This is a genomic window from Rhodococcus sp. NPDC058521 (assembly GCF_042719695.1).
Taxonomy (GTDB): domain Bacteria; phylum Actinomycetota; class Actinomycetes; order Mycobacteriales; family Mycobacteriaceae; genus Rhodococcus_F.
In genome coordinates this window covers 425,861-443,369 of the sequence record NZ_JBHXNL010000002.1, presented here as the reverse complement: position 1 = coordinate 443,369, position 17,509 = coordinate 425,861, and the positions used below count along the sequence as shown (strand labels likewise).

Genomic DNA, 17,509 nt, shown 5'->3' with positions numbered 1-17,509 from the left:
AGTCTCTTGACTCGGTTGCTACGCATGCCGCCCGACCGGTGTGGTTGCCACGATCAGCCGGGCCGGGATCAGTGATTCAGTCGTCGTCCTCCGGCTCGTGGTGGTCATGGTTGACCGTGCCGCATCGCCAGTATCCGTCGACCTTGACCTGCTTCTTCTCGACGCCGAGTTCCCGCCTCAGGTACCGGCGAATCGGTTTGAGCGAATTGGCCTCCCCGGCCACCCACGCGAACATTTCTCCGGACGGGAACTCGTACTCGCGGATGGCTTTGTGGAGTAGCTCAGTCTTTCCCGGTTCTGCCGGTGCCCTGTGCACGTACCGGACGGTGGCGCCGGGCCGCGGCGGCAGCGGCACTTCGTGTTCGGGGTCGGCAACCTCGATGAACGCGACGACCTCCCGATCGACAGGTAGCTCCTCGAACCAGCGCCCAATGGCAGGCAATGCCGTCTCGTCCGCTGCGAGCAAATACCAGTCGTAGCCCACCGGATAGACGTGTGACCCGCGGGGACCGAGTACGCCCAACCTGTCGCCGGGCTGAGCACCTGCCGCCCACGATCCACCCACGCCGTGGGTGTGGAGAACGAAATCGATGGTCAACTCCAACTTCTCGGGATCGAATGCGCGAACCGTGTAATCACGAAAGATCGGCTGCGGCCCGTTCGGGTCCGGGCGTTCCACGCCCTGGGGACCCAGCACCGGCATCACGATCTCGCCGGTCTCTGCGCTGGGGAACGAGAGCTTGACGTGGTCGTCCGGTGCCATGTGCACGTAGCGGAACCCGCTCAGTTCGGATCCGGCGAACACGACACGGCGCATCCCGATCGCGAGATCCGTGATCTGCACCACCTCCACGATCCTGGGGGTGAGCTCGTGCATGACGAGCTTGACCTCGTCTTTCAGTGGCAGGGTGTCCGGTTGCGTCATCGTGTCCTCTCTCGGCTGCCGTGGGTGGTTATCTGCCAGTTTCTGCTCGAGTCCTGATCGCGCCAGAAGTCGGTGTAGCGACCGCCCGCCGCCATCAGTTCTTGGTGAGTTCCTGCTTCGACGATGCGTCCGTGTTCGAGGAACACGATTTGGTCGGCCGATCGAACAGTCTGCAGGCGGTGAGCGATAACGAGTTGGGTGCGTCCCGTCCCTAGCTCTTCCATCGCCCCGCGGACGGCATTCTCGTTCTCACCGTCGAGCGCGGAGGTCGCCTCGTCCAGCAAAACGACCGGCGCGTCCTTGAGGAGTGCGCGGGCAACGGAAACACGTTGGCGTTCACCTCCCGACAAAGCGGCACCACGTTCACCGACGGGAGTTTCCCAACCCTGCGGAAGGCGATCGATGATCTCGTCGACCCGTGATCGGCGGGCGGCGAGTTCCAACTGCTCTCGACTCGCGTCAGGGCTGCCGATCATGATGTTGTCCGCGATGGTTCCGTCGAAGAGGTACACGTCCTGGAACACCATCGAGATCTGCGACATGAGATCGACGGTACGAAGATCACGAATATCGCAACCGCCCAAAAGGATCGAGCCGGAATCGACCTCCCAGAATCGCGCGACGAGTCGTGCCAGCGTGGTCTTTCCCGATCCAGACTGCCCGACGACGGCACACGTCGTGCCCGCCGGTATCTGCACCGACACCGAGTCGAGCACCCGCCGGGTGTGGGTGTATCCGAACGACACCTCGCGCAATTCGATCGACGAGTCCACGATCTGACCGGAGCGCTCGGGCTCGGGAAGAGGTTCGGTGGTGAGCACCTCTCGAATCTCGGCCAATGTCTTCTCAGATGCCCAGATAACGCTGCCCGTTCTACCGAGAGGGGCGAGTGCGTCCACCAACAGCACCGCCAGGACAACAACGCCGACGGCCCCCGGACCGCTGAGGAGTCCGTGATCTGACCGCCACAGTGCCGCGATCAGGACGGCGGTGGTGAACAACGCGGTGCCCACGGAGAATCCGACGACACCGAGGATTGCGCGTCGAAAGTACCCGTTAGCGGCGCGACGAGCTTCGCGGAGCGCATCGGTCAGCTCGCGACCGGCATCCGAGGTTCGCCCATAGGCGCGCAGCACCGATTGGTGTTGGGCGAACTCCACGATCTGGCCGTTGATCTGTTCCGAGGTTCGGTCGGCAGCATTGGTTGCCGACCGGAGACTGCGTGCGACCATCCGATACACGAAGGAAAGGACCAGAAGGCCCACACCGCCCACGAGCGCAGTCGGAACATCGACGACGACGATGACCCCCCACACCGCTGCCGCGAGCGCGATCCCGCGTGCATTGATGGCGACGATCCCGTTGAGTATCAAGGCGAGTGACGTAACGGCATCGCCGAGCAATCTGCCGAGGCGGTCCTGCCGATCGGGTGTGAACCAGCCCAACGGCAGCCGAACTATGTGGTCTCCAATTCGGTGGTGCAGCGTCGCAACTACCTCAGTGGTGACGGCTCGCTGTACCGCAGCGGATCGCTGTTCGGCGACCAACGCTACTGTCCCAGTAACCAGTATGGCTGTCGCCCAGACCCACGCGCGAGGGAAGCGCTGGTCGAACAGATCGCTGAGCAGCGGGACGAACAGTGCGAAGCACACCGCTTCGATCACGGCGGCGCCCGCCATGAGGGTCAGCGCTCGACGCATACGCATGGTCGCGGCGGATCCGACAACGGGTAGAAGGGCGCGAATCATGCCTTACACCGCCTCTGCGTGGCTGGAACGCCAGAGGTCGGTGTACTTGCCATCTGCCGCTAGAAGTTCGTCGTGGGTGCCGAGCTCGATGATTCTGCCGTCTTCCAGGACTGCTATCCGATCGGCGGCGACCACGGTCGACAAACGATGCGCGATGACCAGGAGCGTTTTGCCATCGCTGAGTGCAGACAACCCGGCCTGGATGAGCGATTCCGACTCCGGATCGGCCGACGCAGTGGCCTCGTCCAGGACGAGAACTGGCGCGTCGGCGAGGATCGCCCGGGCTATCGACACTCTCTGGGCTTCACCACCGGAGAAGATCGCATCCTCACCGACCACGGATTCGTAACCACGAGGGAGCTCGACAATGCGCTCGTGGATCCGAGCCCGCTGTGCTGCATGACGGACGTCGTCCTCACCCGCATCCGGCACACCGAGCCGTATGTTGTCGGCGACGGAGCGCCGGAGCAGCTGTACGTCCTGGAATACGAACGCGATCTTTCGATAGAGGTCGTCCGGAGCAATTTGGCGAATATCGTTGCCGTCCAACGTGATCGTTCCTTCGCTCACATCCCAGAAACGTGGTAGCAGGCGTGCCAGGGTCGATTTGCCCGAGCCGGAAGCACCGACGAGCGCGGTCACCGTACCCGGTTCCAGGGTGAATTCGATTCCGCGCAGCACTTCCGATTCGGACGTGTACCCGAATCGGACTCCGGAGAACTGCACCAGCGGCGGCTCGGTGTGGGAGGCAGTAATCGACGCCGGTGTCTCGGGTACCGGGAGAGGGGGTACGTCCAACAGTCTTGCTGCGGAGTCGATGACGATTCGGCCCCGTCGAATCGTCATCAACACAGTGGGAAGCGCCCACACCCCGCGTGCAGCGATCCACGACAGGAGCAGAAACGGAATCAGATCGGCCCCGTCCGTGCGCCCGGCCGCGACGAGCGCGGTCCCGGCGATCACCACCACGAGCAGTGCGAATATCCACGACGACAACACGTTCGTCACGCGAGTGCGTTGTGCCTGCGCGTTCTCTCGATCTCGGTAAGTGGATGCGAAATCGTCTGCTGCCGAGCTGAACCGATGGCTTGCGCGTTCCGCCTGGCCGAATACTTTCAGTACGGCGATGCCCTGACTGAGTTCGGTGGAGCGGTCGGAGAGGGTGAGAGCGGCCTCTTGGTGTGCGATATCCGCAGCCGAACCCGGCTTGTGTTGCCGGGACATCGACGCCGATGCCGCGGTCAGTGGAACGAAGAGCACGAAGGCCAGTAGCGGATCCACCGACAACAGATACACGAGCGAAAGGATCGTGACGGGAACGTATCTGAATGCGATGGGAATTGCTTCGCCGATCACGCCGGTGAGAGACCCGACGTCACCATTGACCGTCTTGCGAAGGACTCCGCTGGTGTTGGCGGTGAACCATCCGAGTGGAACGCGTCCCAAATGGTCGACGAGTGCGCCGCGGAGGTCGAGTTCGATCTTGCGGCTGGCTGCGAAACTCAGTGCGAAGGAGGCAGCATGCAGCAGTGGCGTCGCGAACAAGCACACGGCGGCGAACCACAGCCACCCAACGTCTGCGGTTTCGGTTGCCAGACCCACAGCCAGCTCCGACACCCCGACGACGGCGCCTACTGTCGTCACAGCGCACAGTGTCTGGAGCGCGCATGCGCACAGAACTCGGCCGCGTACCGAGCGGAGAATGTCGGTCGTCACGTCACGGGCAGCTGGTCGAACTGCTGAGAAACGGGCGCCAGGCACTGCATAGTGTCCACTGTGTCCTAATCTCTCAGAGGCCCTGGAGGATCTCTTCGACCTTGTCCTGCATGGCCATGGCCATCTTGTAGTGCAAGATGTTGAAGTACGGAACAGGGATCGCTTTGCCTGCCTTGACGGCGGTGAGGGACTGCCAGATCGGTTGCTCGGTGACCGTCTTCATGGGCGCGGTCATCGCCCCGGTGTTGTCGGCCTGGACCACGATCACGTCTGCGGCGTCGAGTGTGCCCATTTCTTCGAACGAGTACTCGATGGCGGTGCTCTCACCGTTGTCCGGGTAGTCGATGAACTGCACACCGATATCGGTGAGAACGATTCCGCCCCAGGATTGCGGCAGGGTGAGAATCCAGTTGTTCGGACTCCGCGACCCCTGCACCATCGCCCATTTGGTGCTCTCGAGTTGCTTGGCGTACGTCTTCTTCAGGTCCGCGGCACGTTCCTCGTAGCGCTTGCGAAGATCCTCGGCCTGCGATTTGCGTCCGACGGCGTCGGCCGCTGCGACGGCACGGTCCTTCCAGTCACCGGCCTGGCTGGTTGCGAACAGGACTGTCGGGGCCAACGCAAGGTAGCGGTCGTAGCCGGGATCGGGCGCGTGCGGCAGGTATGTGCCGAGAATCAAGTCGGGATTGAAGGTGGCCACCTTCTCGGCATCGGCACTGTTGGTCTTGCCGACCTTCGGCAGTTGCTTGTAGACGTCGGTGTATTCCGCGAAGACCTGGGATGCGTCGAACTCCGCGATCGCAGTGGGGGTGTAGTCCACGTCGAGCAGCGCGCCCGGTGTGTAGTGGTCGACGCACACCACCCGCTGCGGGTCGACCGGAATCTGGACCGCGCCGCGCTGACCGACGATCTCGCGCGTGCCCGCTTCTCCTGAGGACGTCGTGGCGGCCTCCTTTCCGCCGTTCCCGCATGCGGCCAGTCCTGCCGTGCCCGCGAGCGCGAGTGCGCCTACGAGAAAACCGCGCCTGTTCACGGAGATGGGAGAAATTGGGTTGTTCATCGACGGTGCTCCTGAATTCGGTTGAGGTAATCGGTGGGATACGAATAGCAGTTCGTGGCGCTGGTGGCGACCACGGTTGTCTCGGTCGGCCCGTAGCTGTTCACGAGGTTGATCGGGTGGGTGCGACGGGAGGCTAATTCGGTCCAGTCGGTGAGGGCGGATTCCGGAAGCGCTTCGCCGCCGAGTACGACCGCGCGCACCGAGTCGGGAAGGGCTGAGGTCGGTTCCTGTGCGAGCTCCGATGTCAACGTGGCCCAATAGGCGGTGGGCAGGTCCAACACGGAGATTCGTTGTCGCTCGCATTCCGCAGCCAGCGCGGCAGCGCCGTTGTCGGGGCGGGCGCCCCGCATCACGAGGACTGCGCCGCCAACGAGCGCTCCGTAGATTTCCTCGATACTGGCATCGAAATGCAGTGCGCAGAACTGAAGGACCCGGTCCCCCACTCCTATTCCGTACGCCGATACGGCCGCGTGTGCGAAGGTGGTCAGGTTCTCCACCGATATGTCCACGCCCTTCGGGCTACCCGTGGTCCCCGACGTGAAGATCGTATAGGCGAGCCTGGACGAAGAACCGGCGGGTGGCGACACGAATCGGGAAGGTTCCAGGGCCGGCGCGATGAGATCGTTCGCGGTGTGCTCGAGCACCAGGAGGCCACGCTCTTCCCATCCGAAGTCCGTCGGGCCGGTCGAGTCGGTCACGATCACCTTGGCAGCCGTATCTGCCACGATGATTTCCAGCCGGTTGGTAGGGGCATTCGGATCGACGGGTACGAAGGCGGCGCCTGCGATCAGAATCCCCAGCTGTGCGGCGACCGATCCGCCGTCGGGAGCGTGAGCGAGAAGAACTCGATCCTCGATACCGACACCGGCATCACGCAGCGTGGTCGCGAGAGATGCCGCGCTTCGCCACAATCGATCCCAGGACCATTGCTCGCCGTTCTTCTCGACCAGTGCAATGCGGTCCGGATGCGTGCCGGCGATGCTCGCGAGGAGGGTAACGACATCGGACTCCCCGGGCGACGTCCGGCGGAGATCCGCGCGAGGTGCCGAACCGGAGGCGCCGAGCACAGTGTGATTCACACCGAGGACGTCGATGGTACCGAGCATGGTCTCGGACCATTCGGATTCGGCGAGGCCCGCTATCGCCCGCTGCACGGACGAGAGGATCAGATCGAGGTCGGCAGTGTCGAAGCCGCGGCCCGAGTCGTCGACCTCGAGTTCCCAATTCTTGCCACGACGGCGGAAAGTGAACGTGGGCATGGCGATCGGTCCGGCGCAGATGTTTCTGGCCACAGGCGGCGTGGTGGTTCCGAAGGAAGGAGTGAACTCGAAGGGGATGATGTTGACGACGCAGGTCATCAGGTCTGTCAGTTTCAGGATGTCGGTCTGATTCGACCGCAACACGGTCTCCAACCGCAGTTGTGAGTGATCCCGGGCACCACGCACCTGCTCGGCAAGACTACGAATCGACGGCCCGATCAGTGCGTGTGAAGACAACGTCGTCCCAACGGGTACCACGTTCATCCAGTTGCTCGGAACATCGGCCGAGCCGTTGCGCATGCGGTTCATCATCGGCACGCCGAGTGACAGTCGATTCTCTCCGCAATAACGGCTGGCGACCAGCGCGCATGCCGTCAACAGCCCGTCCACGAAACTGGCGTCGAATGCCTTCGCGGAGGCATCGAGAGCGGTGACGAGATCGCCGTCGACAGTGGCGTGCGCGCGGTTCGCGGCGCGTGTCACCCCGCGGTTGTGGTGCGGAAAGCGCGCCGATTCGACGAGCTCGGGAAGTACGTTCGTCCAGTACTGCGCGTCGGCGGCGCCGGCCTCGGAGGATTCGTATCGGCATCCCCGTCGGACGAGGTCGACGAAGGAACCGAATGCGCGTTCCTTACCTGCATCGCCGTCTCGATAGCGCTTGGCGACCGCCGAGAGCACCAGCCCCACCGCGTACGCGTCCTGTGCAATGTGGTCTGCGCAGTGCAACCAGTACAGGCCGTCCGGGTCTCTGCCGACGAAACCGGTGACCAGCGGGCCGGCATACGGGTCGAAAACGATCGAGCGTGCTTGGGCGATCGCATCTTGGACAGGGCGGTCACCGAGCCGTACGACCGCGCCGGGGCGCACGTCTGGGTCGACCACCCGTTGCAGCAGTTTTCCGTCCTCGGAACGAATCTGCACATGGTAGGCATCGACGCGTCGATAGACGGCCTCGATGCTCTCGCAGAGACGATCGTCGTCGGCTTCGGGTGGTAGGCGTAGCAATTCGACTGTCGTGTAGAGGCCTTCCTCGGTGGCGGCCAAGCTACCGAGGTATACCTCTCGCTGCGACGGTGCGAGTTCGAACCATTCGGTCATGAGGTTGTCGATTCGGAGGCAGGGGCGCTCGCTGTTCGTCGGGCGAGCGCGGCGGCGAAGAGATCGGCGGCTCCGGTGGCGGCGGCGGGAGCCCCGGGTCGAATCTCGATGTCGACGTCCAGTTCGTCACCGCCGTCCACCTCTCGTGGTGCGACGACGATGGTGACTGGCATGTCGGCACCGCCCCGGAACGTCGCGTCCTCCACCACCAATCCGGGCGCGAGCTCACGGCCGACGATTCCGTCGCTCTCGGGGTAGTTCTCGATTACGATCAGCGATCCCGGTAGCGGGGCCCGCATTGCGTCGACGGCGTCGGCCAGGTCGAACCACGCGAACTCGGCGTTACGTGTCAGCTGATCTTGAAGCCGCCTCGGTGTGATTTCGCGGCCTGCCACGACCGGAACAGGATTGGCCACCAGGCCGACGGCAGTGTCGATTCTGTCGACGGGTGCAGTGCGTCCGTTCGCCATCACGGCAAACACGGCTCGAGCCTCGCCCTTCTCGCCGGTGTCCGAAGACTCGGCAGCGATGAGTGACTCCGCCCAATGCTGTTGCAGCATTACGCTTCTGGTCACGTTGTGGTCTGCGGCGTCCGAATCGATCGCAGCAACCGCATCGGCAGGCACCGTGAACGCCCGGACATGTATCGACTCGGCGCCGCCCCCCGAATGACCAGCGAGAGCGAGGTAATGAGCGTCGTCGTCCGCGAGCGCCGAGTAATACGCGTCGGCCTCGGCGCGATCTTGCCTCTCCACCCAATCCAGGTAGGCGTCGAACGCCCGTGCACCGTCGGCCACCGTCACGGGTCGTGCGATTCCAGAGGGTCGAATGCGGTCGGTGTAGTGCCCGAACAGGCTCTGCAACACAATCGGCGCGGACCAACCGTCGGTGAGGATGTGGTGGCTGGTGAACACGAACTCGTGGAGATCGGGGGCAAGCCTGTAGAGGGTTGCTCTGATCGGTAGTTCCTTCTCGAGATCGAAGCTACGTGCGTGTTCGAGGTTCGCCCGTTCCGGGACGGACTCGGCAGCGCATTCCACGACCTCCAGGATGGGGTCGGTGCCGGCGGAGTCCACACAGATCTGAACGGCGGTGCGCTCGACCGTCGTGAACCGGGCAGCGAGCAGGGGGTAGGAGGCCAGCAGGTCGTCGACGGCGCCGCCGAGTGCCTGCGGGTCGAGTGCTCCGCGTACTCGGAACCGCGCTTGTGAATGCAAGGCAGCGGGATCGAGGTCCGTCCGTCCACTGCGGTAGGCGTCGAGGATCAGCCGCTGATACGGGGTCACGCCGGCGATACCGGTGATTGTGTCGGGGTGCGATGCCGCGATCAGGCTGTCGAGCTCGTTCTGATCGAGGCACGCTCCGTTCACTTCGGCGGGCACCAACACCGGCTCCGAAAGAGAAGTGAGCGCTTCGGCCGCCTCCGCGGTGCGGGCGACGATACGGTCGAGAACGTCCTGCGAGATATGCCCGCCCGCGCCACCGAACCGGACTCCGAACACACCGTCCAATGCCATCGAATTGATCGTCAGCGCCGCAGGCAGGGGAAGTTCCGGTGCGGCTGCGCCGTACAGGGGCTCCGAGCCCGGCCAGGCAGTGAAAGGGACTGGCTCCCCTACCTCGGCGCTGGTCTGTCGGCCGAGGAAGTTGACCACTACGTCTGCGCGACTTGTCTTTCCGCCCGAGGTTGCGACTGTGTCGACTTCCCGTCGGGTGAGGTGCGCCTGCTTGGCTGCAGCGACGCGGCCGTGCCAGGTCGTTGCGTCGGTGATCGCTCCCGCAACCTCGTACATGGTGGTCAGCCAGCCGACGACATCCCCTGCAGCGGCGTCCTCGCGTCCGTGGCCTTCTACCCAGATGCGTGCGCTCTGTGCGTCGGACCCGAGGACCTCGTGCACTCCGTAGGCGATCATTGTCAGAAACAACACGTCGATTTCGGTTCCGGTCGCGATCGTCGCTTTGTCGAGGAGAGCCGTCGTCTGCTCTTCGCTCAGCGAGAACCTGGCCGGGATCATCGAATTCACCACATCGATGCGACTGTCCATCGGGAGCACCCCATGTCCGACCGGGTCCAACCGGTCCGAAGGCTCGCTTGGGTGCCGCGCAGACAGGGCTGCGTACTGACTAGCCCGCTGCGGCCCGGAGCCCGGTGCGTCGGCTTCGGAGCGGAGGAGATCGAAGATGTTCGTCCACGACACCGAGTCCACGACGAGGTGATGTCCGACGAACAGCGCCCGATCGTGGTCCGGGTCGTCGGTCGCGACGAGGGCTGCGGTGAACATTGCGCCGGTGGTCGGATCGATCCGGGATCGGGCGGCAGCAAGGGCGGAGTCAGGGTCCTGGTAACCCGTGAGCAGCACCGAAGGTTCCACGACCTCCGGGTTCGACCACACATAACCGTCCGGGGCGAGTACATCGTCGGCCACGAAGGATACGACGGACCCGAGTATCGGGTGCACCTCGACGAGTCGGCCGAGGAGTCGGCGCCATTGCGACTCGGGTATCCGCGGCACCGCGACGTCGACCCACTGAACGTATTCGGAGACGAGGCCTTGGTGGTCGGATTCGACGAGTGAGTTGAGGAATCGAGCGGGTACGGGCGTGGGAGCGATGGGTCCGGGAGCGTACATCGGTTCGGTGTCCTGGGTGTGTTGTGTTGTGCGGTGGGCCATTCGTTCGACGGTTTGGGTTTCGATGATGTCGCGGGCGGTGATGGTCAGTCCGGCGCGGCGTGCGCGGGAGACGACTTGGATGGAGGAGATGGAGTCGCCGCCGACTTCGAAGAAGGAGTCTTCGACGGTGAGGTCGGGTATGCCGACGATGGTGCGGATGATGTCGAGGAGGGTGTGTTCGGTGGGGGTGCGGGGTTCTCGGCCGGTGGTGTCGGTGGTGGGTGCGGGTAGTGCTGTTCTGTCGATTTTTCCGGTGGTGGTCAGTGGTAGGGCGTCGATGTGGACGATGGCCGAGGGGATCATGTAGGCGGGCAGGGTGTCGGTGGCGTGGGTGCGGAGGGTGTGGGTGTCGGTGGTGCCGACGTAGTAGGTGGTCAGGGTGCGGGTGCCGGGTGTGTCTTCTCGGACGGTGGTGTGGGTGGTGGTGACGCCGGGGCAGGCGGTCAGGGCTGTGTCGATGTCGGTGAGTTCGATGCGGAATCCGCGGATTTTGACTTGGTCGTCGGATCGGCCGATGAAGACGAGGGTGGGTTCTGTGGTGGTGTGTTCCCATCGGACGAGGTCGCCGGTGCGGTACATGCGTGTGCCGGGGTTGTGGGGGTCGGCGATGAATCGTGTTGCGGTGGTGGTGGGTTGGGCTGTGTAGCCGCGTCCGACTCCGTGTCCGCCGATGTAGAGTTCTCCGACGATGCCGGTGGGTACGTGGTGCAGCGCCGAATCCAACACGTACAGATTCGTGCCCGGGTCGGCAGTTCCGATGGGAACGGCGCCTCGCTCACGACCGGTCACCGCGTATGTTGCGGTGTTGACGGTGGTTTCGGTGGGTCCGTACGCGTTGAATACAGGGCGCCGCATGTGGCCGTTCACTTCTCGCAGTCGTGTTGCGATGTCACCGGTGAGCGCTTCGGCGCCTGCAATGATGCGAACGTCGGAGGGAATCGCCGGTGTAGACGGCAAAGTGGCGAGAAACGACGGAGTGACCCCGAAGACGGTGATCGAATGCTCGATCAGATAGTCCACGAACTCTGTTGTCGGCAATCTCAGATCGTCGGGTATGACCACCGAGGTCGCACCGCAACTCAGCGGCATGATCGCTTGCCAAAGGCCGGCATCGAACGTTGCAGACGCGAACTGCAGAACTCGATCGTGCTCGGTGACGGCGAAGGACCGGCTCTGCACTGCCCACAGCTTGGCTAGATTTCCGTACTCGATCCCGACGCCCTTCGGCTCGCCCGTCGTACCCGACGTGAAGATGACGTAGGCCAACGCCTTCGAGAGGCGCATCGAGCGAAACTCCGCATCCGGTGCCGGCGTAACCGCGTGGTCGCCGAGGTCGAGGACGTCGAGTGCCGATACACCTGACACGTCGGCGATGGGGTTCGCTCCCGATGTGAGAACGACACTCGGACGTGCTGTCCGCACGATCGACGCGAGACGCGACTCGGGCTGGTTCGGATCGACGGGTACGTAGGTTGCGCCGGCACGGAGAATCGCGACGAGTGCAACGACATGATCGATCCCACGATCGAGGGGTACGAGCACCCCGCATTCGGGCCCGAAGCCGCGGCGCTGGAGTTCCCGGGCCAGAGTGCTGGTGCGATCGTTCAGTTCCGCATATGTGTAGGTCCGGCCTCGATCGAGCACCGCGGGCTCGTTCGGGTAAGCAGCCATCGCCGCTTCGATACGGTCGACGAGGTCGACTTCGGCCACCGACTCCGCCGCGAAGCCCGCAGCTACGATCCGTGGATTCAGCGCAACGGCGCCGATGCTTCCTGTGGGTTCGGACATGTCACCGAGACAGCTCTCGATTACGGCCGTCAATCGTGAGACCACATCCTCGGCACGTACTCCCGCGGCTCCGCGCACGTTGGCGATCACTCTGATGCGCTCGCCGGGAACGACAACCACGGTGATGGGGTAGTGGGTGCCATCCGCTACGTCGACATCGGTGAGCCGTACGCCAGGTGCCAGCTCCACTTCGTCGTTGTCGGGAAAGTTCTCGAAGACCATCATGGTGTCGAAGAGCTGGGGATGGCCCGAGGCGCTCTGGATCGACGGCAGACCGACAACTCCGGCGCCGACCATCCTCTGCTGAGTGGACGCGTGCTGCCTCAGTACATCGGCCAGTGCCTCATATGGGTTCACTGCGACCCTGACCGGGACGGCCGAGCTGGTCTGGCCGACGAGCAAGTCGATATCGGGCAGATCGATGTCACGGCACGAGTCGACGGTGCCGAAGACGACATCGGTTGCGCGGGTGAGTCGGCCGAGCACGAGTCCCCACGCAACTTGAAATACGGTGTTGAGACTGACTCCCAGACTGCGGGCGTTCTCACGCAAGCGTATCGAATCGTCCCTCGAGAACTCGACCTCGGAGCAGTGGGTAGATCCGGATACCTCCGACGGGGCGACAAGGGTCGGTTCGGCGTCCCGTAGGTACTCACGCCAGAGGGCCAGGGTTTCGTCGGCAGGAAGACGCTCGAACCACCGGTGGAAGTCCGCCATGGTTGCGCGCGTCCTCATCGGTTCCGGCTGCCCACCGGTCTCTTCGTCGTAGAGTCGAAACAGTTCTCCGATCACGAGCGGCATCGACCACCCATCGAGCAATGAGTGATGGTTCTTCAGGACCAGTTCATAGCCTTGACCGGCTTCCGATCCCGCGTCCGTCTGCCGCAACGAGATCTGGATCGGATCCTGGGGAGTCGGGTCGGAGGATGCACCGGGGACGGCGAGTGGAATCGCACCCGTCACGGGTGTGGCGAACAGCATTCTGCCGTCAGCATCCTGGAAGAATCGTCCGGTCAGTTCGGGGAGTTGCTCACTCAACCGGCCGACGGCGCGTTCGAAGGCGGCGAATTCGATGCGACCGTGCAACGCGTAGCGCACCTGCACGAGGTACGGGTCGCCCGCGCCGGTCTCGCGGAGTTCGTTGGTGTGGAACAGAATTCCGGCCTGCATGGGGGTGGACGGCAGGATGTCGCACAGCGGTCCCAGCGTGGCCTCTGCCGATTCCAACTGGTCTTGATCGACGTCTGCGGTGGCGGTCTCCGGGATCAGGGGACGCCCGGTGATCCGAGCGCACTCCCGGGCGAGGACGGGCAGTTGCTGGGCAACGGCAGCGATCACCGCTGTGGGCACCCTCCGCGCCAGATATCCGATACTCATCGTGACGCTGTCGGTATCGGCGTGAGCGTTGATCAGAACGGGGCTGGGCACCGGTAGGTTCCGAGCCGTGTGCGCGCGAAGCGGACCCCAATCGGGGTCACGACGCCATGGCCCTGCGGACGAATCGGATCGCGTGTCGAAGGCCCCCAGGTAATTGAATCCGACTGCGGGCCAACGCTCGATCGCGTTGGCGAGGTCGGCTGCGACCTCCTGTGAACGGGCGATGCCGTCACCGGCGTCGTGCCTGGCTCGTTTGATCGCGCGAATCTGCTCCAACCACGGAACCTGCGCCGAGTCGGTGCTCGTGAACGGGACCGACATCGGGAACATTGCAGTGAACCACCCCACCGCAGTCGCCGAACCGGCCCAGTCCTTCTCGCGGCCATGTGTTTCCATCGCTATTGCCAGCGCGTCGCCATCGGCAGCGCCGAGTGCTCGTCCGAATGCCTGGACGGTCAGGGCAAGCAGGATCACCTCAGCGGTGCTGTCGAACTCATGGGGCAGCCGTTTGGTCAGATCGGAGATCACGTCGTGAGGGAGAAGCACCTCGGTTTCGGTGATGGCGGACGCGGTGTCCAGAGCGGGGTCCGCGCTGATCGCGGTCAACTTCTGTAGCGCTGAACCGGTTGTGTTCGAACGAATTTCACCGTTCCCATGCCGAGGAGGGCGGCCCGCGAGGCGAAGGGCCCATTCGCGGAAGCTGGAACCCGTGGCTGCGATTGCTTCCGTTCCCGCTGCCAGATGCGCCAAGTCGTCCAGTACGATGTTCCACGAGACGGAATCGACAACAAGATGATGGGCCACCAGCAGCAACCGATCGTGGTCGACCAGGACTGCGCCGAAACAAGCGCCAACACAGGGGTCGATGGCCTCCAGTGCCAGCGACAATCCCTCCTCCGGATCGGACGCGGTTGTCACCAGAGCGGCGGTGGGATCGGCGCCGACCGTCAATCCGCTCGCGCTGAAACGCGCACCCAAGATGGGATGCAGCGTGAGCAAGCCCAGGATCGCTTTCCGGACGTCATCCAGTTCGAATCTCGGCACCGACACCAGGACGGACTGGCAGAAGCCGCCGAAATCGGGCGTGCGACGAGCCAGCCACCGCTGAACCGGGGTGAGTGGTGCTTCGCCGTATGCATCGACCGTCGGTTCGGTGTCCTGGGTGTGTTGTGTTGTGCGGTGGGCCATTCGTTCGACGGTTTGGGTTTCGATGATGTCGCGGGCGGTGATGGTCAGTCCGGCGCGGCGTGCGCGGGAGACGACTTGGATGGAGGAGATGGAGTCGCCGCCGACTTCGAAGAAGGAGTCTTCGACGGTGAGGTCGGGTATGCCGACGATGGTGCGGATGATGTCGAGGAGGGTGTGTTCGGTGGGGGTGCGGGGTTCTCGGCCGGTGGTGTCGGTGGTGGGTGCGGGTAGTGCTGTTCTGTCGATTTTTCCGGTGGTGGTCAGTGGTAGGGCGTCGATGTGGACGATGGCCGAGGGGATCATGTAGGCGGGCAGGGTGTCGGTGGCGTGGGTGCGGAGGGTGTGGGTGTCGGTGGTGCCGACGTAGTAGGTGGTCAGGGTGCGGGTGCCGGGTGTGTCTTCTCGGACGGTGGTGTGGGTGGTGGTGACGCCGGGGCAGGCGGTCAGGGCTGTGTCGATGTCGGTGAGTTCGATGCGGAATCCGCGGATTTTGACTTGGTCGTCGGATCGGCCGATGAAGACGAGGGTGGGTTCTGTGGTGGTGTGTTCCCATCGGACGAGGTCGCCGGTGCGGTACATGCGTGTGCCGGGGTTGTGGGGGTCGGCGATGAATCGTGTTGCGGTGGTGGTGGGTTGGGCTGTGTAGCCGCGTCCGACTCCGTGTCCGCCGATGTAGAGTTCTCCGACGATGCCGGTGGGTACGTGGTGCAGCGCCGAATCCAACACGTACAGATCCACGCCGTCGAGCGCTGTGCCGATCGACTGTGCTTGCAATCGGTAGGGCGTCGTGGTGGTCATCTGGGCCTTTCAGGCATGAAAACTGCCACGTTCGAGCAAGTGCAGTGCTGTGGTCTTGTGTGGGAGTTGGAAGTCCCCGACGCGGGTGAGGCCGAGCTTCTGGTCTACGCGCAGTGCGGCTTCGTTTCGCACGTCGGGGTCGGACACGATTCGGGCACATTCGGGAGCGGCATCGAAGATGCCGGCGAGCAGGGAGCGAATGAGTAGTGTCCCGCGGCCACGTCCGCGTAGAGCGTCGGGGCCGATGGCGATGTGGAAACCGATGTCGTGGGGCTGCGATGGGTAACAGTGCGACACCACGTCCGCGTGGGCGCGGTAGATCTCGACGTATGCGACGTCACAACCCTCGTCCGAAACCAGCAGAGGTACGGAGTAGGTCCCGTCCAACTGTTGGGTCAAGTGCTTTTGCCAGCGGGCACGTGGCCATGCTTGTTCCCAACCGGCGGCAACTTCGGGGCTGTTCATCCACCGGTGCACGACGGTGACGTCGTTGGGTTCGCCGGAGCCGGTGTTCACGACACGGACGCCGTATCCAGATACGGTCAGCCGTTTGCCGACGGGGCCGATCGGTGGGTGGTCTCGTCCGACCAACAGCCGCCCGTGCGCCTCGAACTCAGTGGTCGACATTGCTCCCCCTCACAGTTCCTCTCCAGCGAACTGACGGGTAGCCTAACCTAAATACGCGGCGGTATGGGATGTTGCCGGCTGCATGTTCGCCGTGATAGCGGCCTCCAGGCCGTTCGGAGAACTGTGCTGAACAGTATGTCCGGCGTCTCGACGGAGGGATCGACGAGTGACCGCACGGAAGGCGCGGATCGGAGATGCATCGTCCCCCGTGTCATGTCCGCTTCCACGAAATGCGTCCAACGACTCGCGGTCGGTCCACCGTTCCCTGACGTTGACGCGCCTCGGATCCAATGAATCAGCACCGACGCTGAAGTCGAGGCAGCCGGGTGTTCTGCGGGCCAATTCCACAGTGCCGAAACTGAGATCGGCGTTACGCTCGACGGGCCATTTCACATCGTGAGAGGACTTGATCATGGACCGTTGCCGATCGACGGCCTCTGCTATCTGCCTCGCGGCGATGGTGGCGGTGTCCGGCCAGAGCATTGCGTTCGCGGCACCGGCGCCGATCGACGACTTCAACGGGGTTCCCGAACGCACCGCGCTGACCTTCGAGTACGCGCCAGGTGGCATTCTGATCGGCACTACCAACCAGCACGATTCCCGGCCCGGCCTCTCCACCGTCAAGCTGTACATGGCCGACTACGCGCTTCGTCGCGGTGACGGTTCGCCGAGTGATCGCGCCCTTGCGGAGCGCATGATCAGATACTCCGACGATACGGCGGCCTCCGAACTCGACGCCAAGTACCCCGGTGCAATCGATGCGGTGGCCGCCGAGTTCGGCTTGGCCGACACCAGACGCTCCTCCTTCTGGGGTGATTCGTACACGAGCACGGCCGACACCGTTGCTTTTCTGATGGCAAAGCGGGCCGACCCGCTCTCGCCCATTCCGGTATGGATGAGTACTGCATCGCCGACCGCAGCCGACGGTACGGTTCAGGATTGGGGTACGGCGCGGTTGCCCGGCGTCGTGGGCACGAAGTGGGGTTGGTCGGATCAAGGTGGGTCGCCGGTGGTCGCGTCGGCATCGTTCGGGCCCGATTTCACGATCGCGGCCAACACTTACGGCTCCCCCGAGGATCACACCGCCGACGTCCTCGGCGCTTTCACGCCGGGTCCGGGCCCCCTGATCCCGGAGCACCTCATCCCCGATATACCGGGTCTCGACGATGAGACCAGGCAGGCGCTTGTCGACGACCTGAACGAGGGCTTGGCCAACACCCTCCCCGAGTGAGGTATTAACGACTGTGCGCGGT

General features: G+C 63.9%; 9 protein-coding genes. 1 reads left to right on the top strand and 8 read right to left on the bottom strand.

Annotated features, from left to right (window positions below; genetic code table 11):
* Positions 1-76 precede the first annotated feature (76 nt).
* The 8 genes from ACFWO3_RS06295 to ACFWO3_RS06260 form a co-directional block, all read right to left on the bottom strand.
* The gene (locus ACFWO3_RS06295) at positions 77-925 is read right to left on the bottom strand and encodes a siderophore-interacting protein (protein WP_378574912.1); all 849 of its coding nucleotides are present in this window, start codon (positions 923-925) and stop codon (positions 77-79) included.
* Positions 922-2,673, bottom strand: coding sequence for an ABC transporter ATP-binding protein (locus ACFWO3_RS06290; protein ID WP_378574909.1), 1,752 nt, complete (start codon positions 2,671-2,673; stop codon positions 922-924). The genes ACFWO3_RS06295 and ACFWO3_RS06290 overlap by 4 nt, the downstream gene beginning before the upstream one ends.
* A 3-nt stretch (positions 2,674-2,676) precedes the next feature.
* Entirely contained in the window at positions 2,677-4,317 is a 1,641-nt protein-coding gene (locus ACFWO3_RS06285; RefSeq protein ID WP_378574906.1) for an ABC transporter ATP-binding protein, read from the bottom strand.
* A 145-nt stretch (positions 4,318-4,462) separates the two neighbouring features.
* Entirely contained in the window at positions 4,463-5,449 is a 987-nt protein-coding gene (locus ACFWO3_RS06280) for an ABC transporter substrate-binding protein (RefSeq protein WP_378574904.1), read from the bottom strand.
* Positions 5,446-7,806 carry an AMP-binding protein gene (locus tag ACFWO3_RS06275; protein WP_378574902.1) on the bottom strand — a complete coding sequence of 787 codons (2,361 nt, stop codon included), beginning with the start codon at positions 7,804-7,806 and terminating at the stop codon, positions 5,446-5,448. Before ACFWO3_RS06275 ends, ACFWO3_RS06280 begins: the two co-directional genes overlap by 4 nt.
* Complete coding sequence (locus ACFWO3_RS06270; protein WP_378574899.1) at positions 7,803-15,629, bottom strand: amino acid adenylation domain-containing protein; 7,827 nt, start codon at positions 15,627-15,629, stop codon at positions 7,803-7,805. Before ACFWO3_RS06270 ends, ACFWO3_RS06275 begins: the two co-directional genes overlap by 4 nt.
* 9 nt (positions 15,630-15,638) lie before the next feature.
* Positions 15,639-16,256 carry a GNAT family N-acetyltransferase gene (locus tag ACFWO3_RS06265; protein ID WP_378574896.1) on the bottom strand — a complete coding sequence of 206 codons (618 nt, stop codon included), beginning with the start codon at positions 16,254-16,256 and terminating at the stop codon, positions 15,639-15,641.
* Between the two features lie 42 nt (positions 16,257-16,298).
* Positions 16,299-16,670, bottom strand: coding sequence for a putative quinol monooxygenase (locus tag ACFWO3_RS06260; RefSeq protein ID WP_378574894.1), 372 nt, complete (start codon positions 16,668-16,670; stop codon positions 16,299-16,301).
* Between ACFWO3_RS06260 and ACFWO3_RS06255 the strand changes: the two genes are divergently transcribed.
* On the top strand, positions 16,669-17,487 hold the full coding sequence (locus tag ACFWO3_RS06255; RefSeq protein ID WP_378574892.1) for a hypothetical protein: 819 nt from the start codon (positions 16,669-16,671) through the stop codon (positions 17,485-17,487). The two genes, ACFWO3_RS06260 and ACFWO3_RS06255, sit on opposite strands and share 2 nt — an antisense overlap.
* Positions 17,488-17,509 lie beyond the last annotated feature (22 nt).

Bases quoted from the DNA above. Each gene is read 5' to 3' on its own strand.
- ACFWO3_RS06295 (WP_378574912.1), bottom strand. From the start codon at position 925: ATGACGCAACCGGACACCCTGCCACTGAAAGACGAGGTCAAGCTCGTC.
- ACFWO3_RS06290 (WP_378574909.1), bottom strand. From the start codon at position 2,673: ATGATTCGCGCCCTTCTACCCGTTGTCGGATCCGCCGCGACCATGCGT.
- ACFWO3_RS06280 (WP_378574904.1), bottom strand. From the start codon at position 5,449: ATGAACAACCCAATTTCTCCCATCTCCGTGAACAGGCGCGGTTTTCTC.
- ACFWO3_RS06275 (WP_378574902.1), bottom strand. From the start codon at position 7,806: ATGACCGAATGGTTCGAACTCGCACCGTCGCAGCGAGAGGTATACCTC.
- ACFWO3_RS06270 (WP_378574899.1), bottom strand. From the start codon at position 15,629: ATGACCACCACGACGCCCTACCGATTGCAAGCACAGTCGATCGGCACA.
- ACFWO3_RS06265 (WP_378574896.1), bottom strand. From the start codon at position 16,256: ATGTCGACCACTGAGTTCGAGGCGCACGGGCGGCTGTTGGTCGGACGA.
- ACFWO3_RS06255 (WP_378574892.1), top strand. From the start codon at position 16,669: ATGGACCGTTGCCGATCGACGGCCTCTGCTATCTGCCTCGCGGCGATG.
- ACFWO3_RS06260 (WP_378574894.1), bottom strand. From the start codon at position 16,670: ATGATCAAGTCCTCTCACGATGTGAAATGGCCCGTCGAGCGTAACGCC.